13 protein-coding genes and 1 tRNA gene are annotated in these 14673 nt (G+C 68.6%); 4 read left to right on the top strand and 10 right to left on the bottom strand.

Annotation, left to right across the window (positions count from 1 at the left end; all coding sequences use genetic code 11):
* Nucleotides 1-119 precede the first annotated feature (119 nt).
* Entirely contained in the window at nt 120-1040 is a 921-nt protein-coding gene (locus RJ1_RS35525) for a thioredoxin-like domain-containing protein (RefSeq protein WP_073367383.1), read from the top strand.
* A complete protein-coding gene (locus RJ1_RS35520; protein WP_073367380.1) occupies nt 1033-1767 on the top strand; it encodes a DUF305 domain-containing protein in 735 nt (244 codons plus the stop codon). The genes RJ1_RS35525 and RJ1_RS35520 overlap by 8 nt, the downstream gene beginning before the upstream one ends.
* A 21-nt stretch (nt 1768-1788) precedes the next feature.
* Here the strand turns inward: RJ1_RS35520 and RJ1_RS35515 are convergent, their stop codons facing one another.
* Nucleotides 1789-4191 carry a phosphoketolase family protein gene (locus RJ1_RS35515; RefSeq protein ID WP_073367377.1) on the bottom strand — a complete coding sequence of 801 codons (2403 nt, stop codon included), beginning with the start codon at nt 4189-4191 and terminating at the stop codon, nt 1789-1791.
* Nucleotides 4192-4358: 167 nt separating this feature from the next.
* On the opposite strand from RJ1_RS35515, the gene RJ1_RS35510 reads away from it, so the two are divergent.
* Together RJ1_RS35510 and RJ1_RS35505 are read left to right on the top strand one after the other, a co-directional pair.
* Nucleotides 4359-4434: transfer RNA gene (locus RJ1_RS35510), tRNA-Arg, on the top strand.
* Nucleotides 4435-4645: 211 nt separating this feature from the next.
* Nucleotides 4646-5806 (top strand): N(5)-(carboxyethyl)ornithine synthase, encoded by a 1161-nt coding sequence (locus RJ1_RS35505; RefSeq protein WP_073367374.1) that lies wholly within the window; start codon nt 4646-4648, stop codon nt 5804-5806.
* 11 nt (nt 5807-5817) lie between these two features.
* On the opposite strand, the gene RJ1_RS35500 is transcribed toward RJ1_RS35505, so the two are convergent.
* From RJ1_RS35500 to RJ1_RS35460, 9 genes are all read right to left on the bottom strand, one after another.
* Nucleotides 5818-7476 carry an AMP-binding protein gene (locus RJ1_RS35500; RefSeq protein ID WP_073367371.1) on the bottom strand — a complete coding sequence of 553 codons (1659 nt, stop codon included), beginning with the start codon at nt 7474-7476 and terminating at the stop codon, nt 5818-5820.
* 69 nt (nt 7477-7545) lie between these two features.
* Nucleotides 7546-8334, bottom strand: coding sequence for a RhlG family 3-oxoacyl-ACP reductase (locus RJ1_RS35495; RefSeq protein WP_073367368.1), 789 nt, complete (start codon nt 8332-8334; stop codon nt 7546-7548).
* Nucleotides 8335-8345: 11 nt separating this feature from the next.
* Nucleotides 8346-9329, bottom strand: coding sequence for an NADPH:quinone oxidoreductase family protein (locus RJ1_RS35490; RefSeq protein WP_073367365.1), 984 nt, complete (start codon nt 9327-9329; stop codon nt 8346-8348).
* A gap of 35 nt (nt 9330-9364) precedes the next feature.
* Complete coding sequence (locus RJ1_RS35485; protein ID WP_073367362.1) at nt 9365-10465, bottom strand: acyl-CoA dehydrogenase family protein; 1101 nt, start codon at nt 10463-10465, stop codon at nt 9365-9367.
* Entirely contained in the window at nt 10462-11652 is a 1191-nt protein-coding gene (locus RJ1_RS35480; RefSeq protein WP_073367359.1) for an acyl-CoA dehydrogenase family protein, read from the bottom strand. The genes RJ1_RS35485 and RJ1_RS35480 overlap by 4 nt, the downstream gene beginning before the upstream one ends.
* A 5-nt stretch (nt 11653-11657) precedes the next feature.
* Nucleotides 11658-12419: a 3-oxoacyl-ACP reductase FabG gene (gene fabG, locus RJ1_RS35475; protein ID WP_073367356.1), complete on the bottom strand. Its 762-nt coding sequence runs from the start codon at nt 12417-12419 to the stop codon at nt 11658-11660.
* A 10-nt stretch (nt 12420-12429) separates the two neighbouring features.
* Nucleotides 12430-13464, bottom strand: a complete 1035-nt coding sequence (locus tag RJ1_RS35470) for a phosphotransferase family protein (RefSeq protein ID WP_073367353.1) — start codon at nt 13462-13464, stop codon at nt 12430-12432.
* On the bottom strand, nt 13457-14239 hold the full coding sequence (locus tag RJ1_RS35465) for an SDR family oxidoreductase (protein ID WP_073367350.1): 783 nt from the start codon (nt 14237-14239) through the stop codon (nt 13457-13459). Before RJ1_RS35465 ends, RJ1_RS35470 begins: the two co-directional genes overlap by 8 nt.
* A 1-nt stretch (nt 14240) precedes the next feature.
* Nucleotides 14241-14673 (bottom strand): acyl-CoA dehydrogenase family protein (locus RJ1_RS35460; protein ID WP_276526512.1); only part of this gene is annotated, 433 nt, incomplete at its 5' end.

Here is a 14673-nt window from a genome sequence, read left to right as displayed (position 1 = left end):
CTCTCCCAGGTTTCGCTCAGGGTGGGAAAGTACAGTGGTGTCGCCCTGAGTCCCGGCCCTCAGCTTCCGGTTACCGGGGGTCGAGCGCCCGTAACCCACACACCGAAAGATCACAATCGATGCCAAGCGGTTCGGAAAGTCGCGGTCCCGATAAGAACTCGGGCGCGAAGTCGGCGAAGGCCATCAAGGCTGCCAAGAAGAAGAGCGGCGGCGCGAAAGTCAAGGGCGGCGCATCCGCTCCGCGGCACATCCCGTGGCTGACCATCGGCGCCGGAGCGGCCGTTCTCGCACTGGTGGCGGTCCTCGCGGTCAACCTGGTCCCCAAGTACCAGGCCAAGGAAGAGGCCGCGAAGTACGCGCCCAGCGCCGAGAATCCCGACCCGTCGGTCAATATCGACGGCGTCGTCAAGGTCGACTACCCGGCCGGCATCCACATCCAGCCGACGCAGCGCGTCGCCTACGACCAGTCTCCTCCGTTCGGCGGGCCGCACGACGCCATCTGGGCGACGTGCACCGGCACGGTCTACCCCAATGCGATCCGCACCGAGAACGCCGTGCACTCGCTCGAGCACGGCGCCGTGTGGATCGCCTACAACCCTGACGAGCTGTCCGCCGACCAGGTCGAGACGCTGAAGAACAAGGTGGACGGCGAGACGTACACGCTGATGTCGCCGTACCCGGGCCTCGACAGCCCGGTCGCGCTGCAGTCGTGGGGCCACCAGCTGAAGCTGGACAGCGTCGACGACGAGCGCATCGACCAGTTCGTCACCGCGCTGCGGATCAACAAGAACACCTACCCAGAGGTCGGCGCGAGCTGCTCGTCCATCCCGGGCTCCGGTTTCGACCCCGACAACCCGCCGCCGTTCGACCCGTCCACGCCGGGCGCGGACGCGGTGCCGATGGACGGTGGCGGAATCAACCCCGACCAGTCGGAGTCCGGCGGCGCGGGTGCGCAGCTGCCGAGCGGCATGCAGCTCCCGAGCGACCTGCAGCTGCCGTCCGATCTCCAGCAGGCGCCGGCCGAGGGCGGCAATGGCTAGTTCTGCCGATCCCGGGCACGGAACCGCGCCCGAGCCCGCAGACGATCCGGCCCCGTCCCGGCCCGGTCAGCGCACCGCGCTCCTGGTCATCGGATTGATCGGTGCCATCGCCCTCGGATTCGCGCTCGGGTTCCTCGCCCGGCTTCCGCTCGAGGATTCCGGCACCGCGGTTCCCGAGGCCGGTTCCGTCGACGTCGGATTCGCGCAGGACATGAGCGTGCACCACAGCCAGGCGGTGGAGATGTCGGCGATCGCGCTGGCCAATGCCACCGACCCGGCGGTCCGCAGCCTCGCGTACGACATCCTGACCACACAGCAGAACCAGCTCGGTCAGATGCAGGGCTGGCTCACGCTGTGGGATCAGCCCGCACTGCCGTCCGGCGGCTACATGGGCTGGATGGAATCCGAGCATTCGGACGGGCACGATCACGGGTCCACCGAGAACGCGCACATGGGTTCGATGACGAAGATGCCGGGCATGGCGTCGTCGGAGGACATGGCGGCGCTGCGTCAGGCCACCGGCCCCGCCGTCGACGTCCTGTACCTCCAGCTGATGCTGCGACACCACCAGGGCGGGCTCCCGATGATGGAGTACGCGGCCCAGCATGCGTCGGAGGACGCGGTGCGCGGCCTCGCGCAGACGATGGTCGACACGCAGCAGAGCGAGTCGACGGTGATGACGACCATGCTCACCGCGAAGGGCGCCGCTCCCCTCCCGATGAACTGACCGGTGAACTGACCGGCCGGCTCACGACCACGTCCAGTCGCGCACTTCGGGCATGTCCTCGAGGTGCGCGACGACGTATTCGCCGTGCCGTTCGAGTTGCCGGAGGCAGAAGTCGGCCAGTTCGGACGCACCGGTCGGTTCCCTCCGGGCGCGTCGCAGCGCCTCGAGAGCCAGGTGGTACCGGCTCATCCGGTTGAGCACCACCATGTCGAACGGTGTGGTCGTGGTGCCCTGTTCGCTGAAGCCACGGACGTGGAAGCGGCCCGCTCCGGGACGTCCGTGAATCAGCTCGTGGACCGCGCGCGAATACCCGTGGAACGCGAACACCACGTCGGTGTCCGCCGTGAACAGGTCGAGGAACATACGCGCGTCGAATCCGTGCGGGTGCTCGGTGGGGGTGAGCAACCCCATCAGATCGACGACGTTGACCACCCGGGTGACCAGTTCCGGGGTGTGCTCGCGCAATAACTGCGCCGCGGCGAGGATCTCCTGGGTCGGAACGTCTCCCGCGGCCGCGAGCACGACGTCCGGGTCGGTGCCCGCACGGGACTCCGTACCCGCCCATTCCCACACCGACGCCCCGGCCGCGCAGTGGGCATGCGCTGCCTCGAGCGTCAGGTACTGCAGGTGCGGCTGCTTGTCGACCACGATGAGATTGACGTGATCGGTGCTGCGGAGGCAATGGTCGGCGATCGAGAGCAGGGTGTTCGAATCCGGTGGCAGCCAGATCCGGACGACATCCGGCGCGAGCGGGATGACGGCATCGATCATGCCCGGACCCTGATGTGAGAAACCGTTGTGGTCGTTGCGCCAGCACGTGCTGGTCAGCAGGACGTTCAGCGACGCCACCGGCGCCCGCCACGGCAGATCCACCGCGTGCTGCAGCCACTTCGTGTGCTGGACGAGCATCGACACGCTCACCATCGCGAACGCCTCGTAGCTGGCGAACAGCCCGTGCCGCCCCGACAGCAGATACCCCTCGAGCCACCCCTCGCAGAGGTGCTCGCTGAGCACCTCCATCACCCGGCCGCGGGCCGAGAGTCCGTCGTCGTAGTCGGTGACCGGCAGCTGCCAGCAGCGGTCGGTCACCTCGAACACGGCGCCCAACCGGTTGCTGGACGTTTCGTCCGGACAGAACAGCCGGAAGTATCCGCCGCCGTCGGGGGTCGTGGTCGCGGCGTAGAGGTCGCGGAGCAGTTCCCCGAGCACCCGGGTCGTCTCGTGTTGCGTGGTGCCCGGTTTCTCGATCGCGAGTGCGTACTTCTCCAGCGGCGGCACGGGAAGATCCGCTCGCAGGCGGCCGCCGTTCGCGTACGGCGACGAGCCCATTCGCTTGTCGCCCTGCGGCGCGAGCCGCTCGAGGTCCGGTACCAGTGTCCCGAACGAGTCGAACAGTTCGTCCGGCGAATACGACCGCATCCACTCCTCGAGCTGACGCAGATGCGCCTCGTTGATCCGGACCCCCGACAGCGGAACCTGATGCGCCCGGTGTGTGCCCTCGACGCGGACGCCGTCGACGGTGTGCGGACCGGTCCAGCCCTTCGGGGTCCGCAGCACGATCGCAGGCCACTTGGCCGCGCCCCGCCGGCCGGCCCGCGCCTGCTGCCGAAGGTCGGTGATCACGGCGTGCGCATCGGTCAGGGCGCGGTGCAGCGCCCGGAAGACCTGCCGCGGGTCGTCACCCTCGACGACGGTCGGCGCCCACCCCTGACCGCCGAGGAACGCTTCGACGTCGGCGTCGCTGCTGCGACCGTAGACGGTGGGTCCGGCGATCTTCGCCCCGTTCACGTGCAGGATCGGCAACACGGCACCGTCCCGTTCGGGATTGAGGAACGCGGGGAGCTTCCACGAACCGGACAGCGGTCCCGTCTCGGCCTCACCGTCCCCGATCACGCACGCCACCAACAGATTCGGATGATCGAACGCCGCCCCCGCCGCGTGGGCGAGCGCGTAGCCGAGCTCACCGCCCTCGTGGATGCTGCCCGGCGTCTGCACGCTGACGTGGCTCGGGATCCCGCCCGGCGTCGAGAACTGCCGGCAGAGCCGGTGGATCCCGGCGGCATCGCGGGACACACCCGGATACACCTCCGAGTACGTCCCCTCCAAGTACGTGGCCGCGACGAGCGCGGGACCACCGTGCCCGGGACCCGTCACGTAGAGGCAGTCGGTGTCGGTGCGGCGGATGAGGCGGTTCAGCAGGGCGTAGATCATCGACAGCCCCGGACTCGTCCCCCAGTGCCCGAGCAGCCGGGGTTTGATGTGTTCCGGGCGCAGCGGCTCACGCAGAAGCGTGTTGTCCTGCAGATAGATCTGCGCGACCGTCAGATAGTTCGCGGCCGCCCACCACCGCAGGTCCAGGTCGAGGTCCGAATCGGAATACTCCCCGCCGGAGCCCTGCAGGTCCACCTGCCGTTCATCGGTCATTCTCGACCCCTCCCCGAGAGTTCGCGAGCGTCCACTTCCCTCCCGACACTAGGCGGGTTCGGGCGTCTACCGGGGCGAGTCCACGAAGTAGGGGGACCGATTTGGTCGATCCCCCTACCCATGCGCTACGATTGGCCAGCCCAATCGGCACACCGGTTTTCCGGTGCGCCCCCGTAGCTCAGGGGATAGAGCGTTCGCCTCCGGAGCGAAAGGTCGCAGGTTCGAATCCTGCCGGGGGCACCACGAGGAACTGCGTCGCCTGTCGCGGCGCAGACTTTCTCTCTGGTGCTACCAGTCTTCCCCGAGTGATCTCCTCGGGCTTTGTCGAGAGCTGCAGCCGCGCCGGCAGATGCCGCGCACATCGATCGAACGCCGGCCTCCTCCATCGCAGGTCTCGCGGCAACAACTCTCTGCCGAAGACTCTCTCCGGCAGTGTCGACCAAGGGGCACCCCTGTGCAGCAACACCGCTCTCGTCCACTCAGCCTCGGCATCGTCGCGCGCTCGAGCAAGACCGACGAACGCCGGCTTCCGATCCATCCGCTCCACTTCGATCGGGTCGACGCCGACCTCCGTGGCCGCATCCACCTCGAGTACGGCTACGGCGAGCCGTTCGGTGTCTCCGACGAGCAGCTAGCCCTCACGGTGGGAGGCCTGCGCACCCGGGAACAGCTGATCGAGGACTCCGACGTCCTCCTGCTCCCCAAACCTCTCGCGAAGGACCTGGCGGATCTGCGTGACGGCCAGATCCTGTGGGGGTGGCCGCACTGCGTCCAGGACACCGAGCTCACCCAGGTGGCCATCGATCGCCACCTGACGTTGATCGCGTGGGAGGCCATGAACCACTGGAGCGCCGAGGGGTCGTTCCAGCTCCATGTCTTCCACAAGAACAACGAACTCGCCGGATACTGCTCGGTGCTGCACGCCCTGTCGATCGCGGGTTCGACCGGCGACTACGGCCGGCGCCTCCGCGCAGTGGTCCTCGGGTTCGGCGCCACCGCCCGCGGCGCCGTGACGGCTCTGAACGCCTTGGGCATCCACGACGTTCACGTGGTCACCCAGCGCGGGGTCACCGCCGTGAGCTCGCCCATCCACTCTGCGGAGATCGTGCAGTTCGACCACGACGATGCCGATCCGCGGCGCAGCCACGTCACGACGGACGAGGGCCGGATGCCGCTCGCCGGCTTCCTCGCCCGACACGACATCATCGTCAACTGCGTCCTCCAGGACACGGAGTCGCCGCTGACGTTCCTGATCGACTCGGACGTCGAGACCCTCCTGCCCGGCAGCCTCGTCGTCGACGTGTCCTGCGACGAGGGAATGGGTTTCAGCTGGGCCCGGCCCACGTCGTTCGCCGATCCGACGTTCATGATCGGTGAGAACGTCCGCTATTACGCGGTCGATCACAGCCCGTCGTACCTGTGGAACTCGGCGACGTGGGAGATCAGTGAGGCGCTACTCCCCCACCTGCGCACGGTTCTCGACGGGCCCGCCGCCTGGGACCGCAGCGACACGATCCGGCGGGCCATCGAGATCCGCGACGGAGTGGTGCAGAACCCCAGGATCCTGTCGTTCCAGCACCGCGCCGCGGACTACCCGCATCCGGTAGTTGCCTGAGAAATCCGGGTTCAGGCCGGGGTACTGCGCCGCATTTCGCGTCGGAGGATCTTCCCGCTGGCCGTCTTGGGCAGTTCGTCGACGATTTCGACGCGCCTCGGGGCTTTGTAGCTGGCCAGCCGCTCCCGGCAGTATTCGACGAGGTCGTCCGTCTCCACCGTCTGCCCGGGCCGGAGGCTGACGAAGGCGGCGACGGTCTCGCCGCGGTAGCTGTCCGGCTCGCCGACGACGGCCGCTTCCCGGACCGCGGGGTGCTGGTAGAGGACGTCCTCGACCTCGCGGGGCCACACCTTGAACCCGGACGCGTTGATCATGTCCTTCTTGCGATCGACGACGTACACCCAGCCGTCGGCGTCCATGAATCCCACGTCGCCGGTGAGCAACCGGCCACCGGGCAGCGATTGCGCCGTCGCGTCGGGTTTGTTCCAGTACGCGGGCACGACCATCGGCCCGTCGACGGCGATCTCCCCGACTTCGAGGGGATCGAGGTCGGAGCCGTCCTCCCCGACGATCCGGATCACCGCGGAGGGCAGGGGCAGGCCGATCGCCAGCGTGCCGGAGGCCGGATCGACGGGCGCCTCGAGGTCGGGCGGGACGACGACGCACGGTGCGCTGGTCTCGGTGAGCCCGTAACCGTTGCGGATGTACTTTCCGGTGAGCTGACGGAAGCGCTCCACGATGGCGGGTGGCAGCGGGGCGCCACCGGACATCACGGCCTCCAGCGACGCGAAGCGTTCACCGGAGAAATCGGGGTGCGCCATCAGCGCCATGTAGGCGGTGGACGGGCCGACCATGAACACCGGCCGTTCCCGCTCGAGGGCGTCGAGCACGACCCCGGCCTCGAACCGGTACGCGAGGATCAGGGGTGATGCCAGGTCGATCGCAGTGAGCAGCTGACACACCATGCCGGTGATGTGGAACAGCGGCGCGAGCGCGAAGATCGGCGAGCCGGCGGGTTTGTCCTCGTACAGGCGCAGGATCGAACAGTTGACGGTGAGATTCCGGTGGGTGTTGGTCGCGCCCTTGGGAACTCCACTCGTTCCAGACGTGTAGGACACGAGCGCGATGTCGTCCGGAACCAGACCGGGATCCGGCACGTCGGCGCCGGCGCGTGCCCGGGCGACCTCCAGCAGGTCGGGCACGCCCGCGCTGCGGACCCGCGTCACCCCCGCGAAGACCCGCTCGTCGTCCGACGTCTGGATGTCGAGTTCGCTGGCGGTCAACACGATCCGCACTCCCGCATCGGCGGCCCGCTCCCCCACCCGGTCGGCCCACGCGTTCTCACTGCACACGATCGCGGTGACTCCGGCATCGGTGAGGATGTGGGAGAGTTCGTCCCGGTACATCGGGTTCAGCGGGACGACGACACCCCCGGCCTTCCACGTCCCGATCAACGTCAGCACGAACTGCGGGACGTTCTGCAGATAGATCGCGAGCCGGTCGCCCTTCCCGAACCCGTCCTCCGCGAGGTACGCGGCCACACCGTCGCTGAGTTCGTCGACCTCGCGGTAACTCAGGGTGCCTCCGAGGTACTGGACGGCGGGCCCGTCCGGGGCCGAGTCGACCGCAGCGGAGAACACCTCGAGCGCCGTCCGGGCGGGGATCTCCCCCACCGAGCGCGTGCTCTCGTCGTACCGGTCCATCCAGGGCCTGTCGTCGTACCAGCTCATCGCCGCCGTACCGCCTCTCGCTCTTTCAGTGCCTGACTGTGTGACTGGGTGTTCAGCGTGACCGGGTGTTCAGCGTGTTCCGGACATCCCGCCGTCGACGGGGATCACGGCGCCGGTGAGGTACGCCCCGGCGCGTGAGGAGAGGAAGATCGCGGTGCCCGCGACGTCCTCCGGGGTGCCCACCCGGCCGAGCGGAACGGAACCCTCGACCGCGTCCTTCCGCTCCGGATCGTCCAGGATGAAGGCCATCATCTTGCTCGGAAACGGCCCGGGGGCAATGGCATTGACGGTGATCCGCTCGGCGGCCAGCGTCGCGGCGAGCTTGCGGGTGAGCATGTGGACCGCGGCCTTGCTCGCCCCGTACGAGAAGTTATCGCTACCCGACACCACGAGTCCGTCGATCGATCCGATGTTGATCACCCGGCCGGGGTCGTCGTCCGTCGCCGCGGCCCGCAGACTCGGCAGCAACGCCTGGGTGAGCATGAACACGCCCTTGACGTTGATGTCGAAGATCTTGTCGAATCCGCCGGCGGGGAACTCGTCGATCGGCGCACCCCACGTCGCGCCGGCGTTGTTGACCAGGACGTCGAGCCGGGGTGACACCTCGGCGACCCGCGCGACGAGGCCCTCGATCCCCTCCTCGGTCGACAGGTCGGCGGGGTGCGCGTGGCACGTCCCCGGCCCGAGGGCGGACAGTTCGGCGGCGGCCTTCTCGCACGCCTCGGCCTTGCGTGCGGAGATCACGACCGTCGCGCCGGACTGCACGAATCCCTGCGCGATCATCCGGCCGATACCCCGCGAACCTCCGGTGACCACCACTGTCTTGCCTGCGACGTCGAACAGTGAACCTATGTCCATGTGCGTTCCCTTCAGGGTTGGAAGACGAGGCGACCGACGGTGCTGCCGTCACCGAGCCGGCCGATGCCGTCGGCGACGTCCGCGAGTGAGAGCCGCTCGCTGATGAGCGGCTTGATCGCACCGGAGTCGGCGAGACGGGTCAATTCCTGGTGGCAGTCGGCGATCGCCTGTTGGTTGTACTGCTTGTACAGACCCCAGTGCAGTCCGATGATCGAGTAGTTCTTGATCAGGGCGTGATTGAGGCCGGGTGTCGGGATGGTGCCGCCGGCGAAACCGATGATCAGGATCCGGCCTTCGAACGCGATGCACTTGGTGGACTTCGCGTAGGCGTCGCCGCCGACCGGGTCGTAGACGACGTCCGCGCCGCGTCCGCCGGTGAATTCCTTGACCAGCGGAACGAAATCGTCAGTGTGCCGGTCGATCACCAGATCCGCCCCCAGCCGGCGGCAGTACTCGACCTTGTCGGCGCCTCCGACGACGCCGATCACCTTCGCTCCGGCAGCCTTGCCCAATTGCACTGCTGCGCTGCCCACTCCACCCGCAGCGGCATGGACGAGCAGCGTCTCCCCCGGCTTCAGCTGGGTGCGCCGGTGGAGGGCGAACCAGCTCGTCTGGTAGCCGATGCTCAGCGCCGACGCCTCGGCGTCGTCGAGCGCGGACGGGGCGGCGAACGTGTTGACCTCGTCCATCACGGCCATCTCGGCGAATCCGCCGCCGGGCAGGTTCGGGTTGCCGACCACTCGGTCGCCGACGGTGAAACGGGTCACACCGTCACCGACCGCGACCACCTCGCCGCACAGTTCGACTCCGGGTGTGAACGGCAGCGGCGGCTTGATCTGGTACTCGCCGCGGCACAACAGCACGTCGGGGAAGTTCGCCGGGGCCGCGAGAACCTTCACCAACACCTGGCCGGGGCCTGCTGGCGGGTCCGGGACCTCCTCGAGTTGCAGCGCGGTGCGCGGTTCGCCGAGTTCGTGGACACGCCATGCCTTCATGGATTGCTTCCTGACTGTCGGTGGTGCGGCTTCGGTTACGCGGGCAGGTCGATCAGTTCGGCGAGGCGCGCCCGGTGCCGGTACGCGGTGCCGAACGCGAGTTGATCGCTTTTCGCCCTCTTCAGATACAGGTGCGCCGGGTACTCCCAGGTCATGCCGATCCCGCCGTGCAACTGGACGCACTCCTCGGCGGCATGGACGGCGACACCGCTGCAGTACGCCTGCGCGACGGCAGCAGCGACCTCGGCGTCCGCGTCGCCCCGGGCGGCGGTGTCCGCGGCGTAGCGGGCGGCGGCGGCCGCGGACGTGACCTCGAGCCACAGGTCCGCGAGGCGGTGCTTGATCGCCTGGAACGACCCGACGGCTCGGCCGAACTGGGTCCGGTCCTTGACGTACGCGAGGGTCGTCTCGAAGCACCACTGTGCGAGTCCGAGTTGCTCGGACGCGAGCAGTGCGGCGCCGACGACGAGGGCCTCACGGACAGCGTCGGCGGCGGTGCCGTCGTCGATGCGGGTGGAGGCCGCGGAGTCGAACACGACGTCCGACAACGGTCGGGTCATGTCGAGCGTCAGAACGGGGCTGACGGTGACACCGGCGGTGCCCGCGGGCACCGTGTGCAGCTCGAGTCCTCCCGGGCCCAGGGCGGGCACGATCAGGATGTCGGCGTCCGCAGCGCCCGCGACACTGGTGACGGTCCCGGTGAGGGAGTCGCCCTCCCGGCGCACGGTCGGGGCGAACCGTCCCGGTGCGGTCGCGAGCCCGACTGCCAGGGCACCGGTGGTCGTGCCGTCGGCGAGTGCGCCGACCGTCTGTGTGTCTCCCGCTTTCAGCAGCGCGACCGTGGCGAGTACGGCGCTGGAGAGGTACGGGACGGGTGCGACGGCGCGGCCGATCTCCTCCATCACCACCGCGGCCTCGCGTGCGCTCGCTCCGGCGCCGCCCAGCTCCTCGGGGACGAGCAGTCCGGCGAGTCCGAGTTCGACGGCGAGGGATTTCCACACTCCTGCGAAATCGGCGGGCGCCTGGTCGTACGCCCCGACCACCAGCTCGGCGGGGCAGCGGTCGGCGAGCAGTCGGCGGACGCTGTCCCGGAGGGCGTCTTCGGTGTCGGAATACAGCAGGTCTGCGGTGCTCATCGGGGCAGGTCCTTCCAGGCGATGTCCTTGTCGATGCGGTGCTCCGGCGGGAGGCCGAGGACGCGTTCTGCGATGACGTTGCGCAGGATCTCGGACGTGCCGCCCTCGATCGAGTTGCCCTTCGCGCGCAGGTACCGGTAGCCGGGTTCCCGCCCGGTGAAGTCGACCTTGTCGGGTCGGCGCATCGTCCAGTCGTCGTACCGCAGCCCGGCCTCACCGTGGAGTTCGATGTCGAAGCCCGAGATGGTCTGCGCGAGCCGCGCGAAGGCCAGCTTCAGGCCGGACCCCTCGGGGCCGGGTTGACCGGCCTCGAGCTGTTGCCGCAGGCGTTCCCCGGTCAGCCTCGCGACCTCCGCCTCGACCCACAGCCGGAGCAGTTCGTCGTGCATCGCAGGGTCGCGGAGTTCGGGGTGCTGCCGCCAGGCCTGGGCGACCGGTCCGATCATGCCGCTCTCGCGGGCGGCCGCGGACCCGCCGATCGCGACCCGTTCGTTGTTGAGGGTCGCGGTGGCCACCCGCCAGCCCTGTCCCTCGTCGCCGAGCCGGTCGGAGTCGGGAATGTGCACGTCGGTGAGGAACACCTCGTTGAACTCCGCCTCACCGGTGATCTGCCGCAGCGGCCGGACGTCGATGCCGGGGTCGCTCATGTCGCACAGGAAGTAGGTGAGCCCGGCGTGCTTCGGCACCGACGGATCGGTCCGGGCCACGAGGATGGCGATCTGCGCGTTCTGCGCCCCCGACGTCCACACCTTCTGCCCGTTGACCCTCCAGCCGTCACCCTCACGGACGGCTCGCGTCGCGACGGCGGCGAGGTCGGAACCCGCCCCCGGTTCGCTGAACAGCTGGCAGTAGATGTGTTCGCTGGTGAAGATCGGGCGAAGGTACTTCTGCTGTTGCTCCTCGGTGCCGAATGCGGCGATGGTCGGCGCGGCCATGCCCAATCCGATCCCGTTGCGGCCCTTCGCCGGACCGGGGGCTCCAGCGGCCGCGAGTTCGGCGTCGACCTGCGCCTGGAAGCTCTGCGGCAGACCGAGACCGCCGCGACCCGGCGGGAAGTGGACCCACGCGAGGCCCGCGTCGAATCGGGCCCCGAGGAACCCGGTCGGATCCGACAGGTCGTTTTCTTCGACGAGGGTTGCGACGCGCTCACTCAGGTCGCGTGCGATCGACTGTTCGTCAGTGGTCATGTTCCTCAGTCCTTCGGTCCGCCGGCCACGTAGATCACTTGCCCGGACACGAATCCGGCACCCTCACTCGCCAGGAACGACGCAGTGTTGGCGATGTCCTCGGGCTGACCGACGCGGTTCACCGGGATCTGCGACGCCGCCGCCTTCTTGAAATCCTCGAAGCCGACACCCACACGCTCGGCCGTCGCGGCGGTCATCTCGGTTTCGATGAAGCCGGGCGCAATTGCGTTCGCGGTGACCCCGAACTTGCCCAGTTCGATGGCGAGGGTCTTCGTGAAACCCTGCATCCCGGCCTTGGCGGCGGAGTAGTTGACCTGCCCCCGGTTACCGAGCGCGGAGGTGCTCGACAGATTCACGATGCGGCCGAATCCGGCGTCGACCATGTGCTGCTGCACGGCCCGCGACATCAGGAACGCACCGCGCAGGTGCACGTTCATCACGCCGTCCCAGTCCTCGACGGTCATCTTGAACAGCAGGTTGTCGCGAGTGATTCCGGCGTTGTTGATCAGGATCGTGGGGGCGCCCAGTTCGGTCGCCACCCGCTCGACCGCCGCGACGACGGACGCCTCCTCGGCCACGTTCGCACCCACGGCCAGCGCCTGGCCGCCCGCGGACACGATGGCGTCCACGGTGGCCGCACACACGGATTCGTCGAGGTCGAGCACCGCCACCGCGTAGCCGTCGCTCGCCAGTTTCTTCGCCACCGCGGCACCGATTCCGCGGGCCGACCCGGTGACGATTGCTGTTTTCTTCATCAAGTTCTCCATCGTCGTTCGATCAGATTCCGGCCTGGGAGGCGATGTCGCACGCCTTGGCCACGAGGTCGTCGATGCGCTCGACCGTCGGTGTGCCGGCGGCGGCCTTGTTCTGCGGTTCGTCCCGCGCCCGGCGCATGACACCCTCGGCGATGACTGCGACCTTCCACAGTCCGAGGACGTGCCAGAAGGCCAGGGCTTTCGGGTCGCGCCCGGTCTCCTCGAGGTACACCGCGGCGATCTCCACCCGGTCCGGGAAACCGTCGAGGGTGGACGCCGGGAAGTCGCCTCCGGTCGTCTCGCCCGGTTCCGGCCAGTACGCGAGCAGGCTGCCGACGTCGGCGAGCGGGTCGCCGAGGGTGCACAACTCCCAGTCGAGGGCCGCGGTCACTTCGCCGGAGTCGAAGGAGGTGATGACGTTGCGCAGGTGGAAGTCGCCGTGCACCAGCGTCAGCTCCCGCTGCTCCGGCACCGCGGCGCCGAGCCTCCGGGTCAGGTCGTCGAGGGCGGGCAGTTCCCGGGTCTTCGATTTCTCCCACTGACCCGACCACCGCTTGAGCTGCCGCTGCGCGTACGGCTTGTGACTGGCCAGGTCCGTCAACCCTGTCCGGTCGAGGTCCACCGCGTGGATCTTCGCCAGCGTCCGCGGCAGCGACAGGCCGATCGCCCGGCGACGTTCCGGCGTCAGGCCTTCGGCGATCGACATGCGATCGACCACCTGCCCGTCGACGAATTCCATCAGCAGCAGCGGCACCTCGGTCACGTCCGGGTCTTCGGTGAGGCCGAACACCCGCGGGGTGGGCACCGCGGTGTCCTCGAGGGCGGACAGGATCCGCGCCTCGCGGGCGACGTCGTGCGCGGACGCCAGCAGGTGTCCGATAGGTGGGCGCCGCAGCACCCATCTGCCACCCGCCCGGTCCTGGACCAGGTAGGTGAGGTTCGACTGGCCGAGTCCGATCCGGTCGAAGGTCAGCGGTCCGGCACACTCGATGCCGAGTGTGCCGAACCAGCGGCTGACGGCGTCGGTGTCGATACCGATCACGTCCACGCTAGACACCGAGCTGGGCCCCCTGCCGGAAGGGAAGCGCGTCACCGAGGAGCTGCCCGCCGTCGATCACCATGGTTTCGCCGGTGATCCAGCTCGCGGCGTCGGACACGAGGAACGCGACCGCGGACGCGATGTCCGTGGGTTCGCCGATCCGGCCGAGTGCGGTCGACGCCGACACGGCCTGCTCGTGTTCCTTCCAGAGAGCCTCGGCCAGCTTGGTCCGCACCACCCCGGGTGCGACGGCGTTGACCCGCACCCTCGGTGAAAGTTCCAGCGCCAGTTGCTTGGTGAGGTGGATCAGCGCGGCCTTGGACGAGTTGTACAGGCCGATGTTCGCCTCGAACGCCATGCCTCCGATGGAGGCGGTGTTGACGACGGCGCCGCCGTGCTCGCCCATCCACGCCTTCGTCGCGAGCCCGGTCCACAGCACCGGCGCCCACACGTTCACGTCGAAGGTTTTCGCGAAGCGTGCATGATCCTGGTCGATGACGGGCCCGTACGCGGGGTTGGTTCCCGCGTTGTTGACCAGGATGTCGAGGCTGCCGAATCGTTCGACGGCCATGTCGACGCAGCGCCGGGCGGCCTCCTCGTCGACGGCGTGGGCGGCGACGCCGATCGCGGTGCCCCCGACCTGAGCCGCGGCGGCGTCGGCCGACTCCTGTGACCGGGAGGTGAGCACCACGTTCGCGCCGGCCGCCGCGAGGGCCTGGGCGACGGCCAGGCCGATGCCCCGCGAGGCGCCGGTGACGATTGCGGTGCGTCCGGTGAGGTCGAGTCCGGCCATGTCAGCTCACCGCGACCTTGTGTCCGTTGGTGGCGGCGTTGACGGCCGTGTCGCGGTACTGCCGGAGTTCCTGCCGCGCGATGGCGCGCTTGTGGACCTCATCCGGTCCGTCCGCGAGGCGCAGTGTGCGCAGGTGCGCCCAGGCCATCGCGAGCGGGAAGTCGTCGGTCACACCCGCACCACCGTGCACCTGAATCGCCCGATCCACGATCTTCAACGCAATATTCGGAGCCGCCACCTTGATCGCCGCGATCTCCGTCCGCGCCTCCTTGTTCCCCACCGTATCCATCAGATACGCCGCCTTCAGCGTCAACAGCCGGATCATCTCGATCTCGATCCGCGCCTCCGCGATCCAATCCTGAATATTCGCATTCTCACTGACCGGCTTCCCGAACGTCACCCGCGACGACGCCCGACGACACATGAGCTCCAGT

This window comes from Rhodococcus jostii NBRC 16295 (assembly GCF_001894825.1).
Lineage (GTDB): Bacteria > Actinomycetota > Actinomycetes > Mycobacteriales > Mycobacteriaceae > Rhodococcus_F > Rhodococcus_F jostii.
Note: the sequence above shows the minus strand (reverse complement) of the source record. Positions and strands in the feature narration are given on the sequence as shown.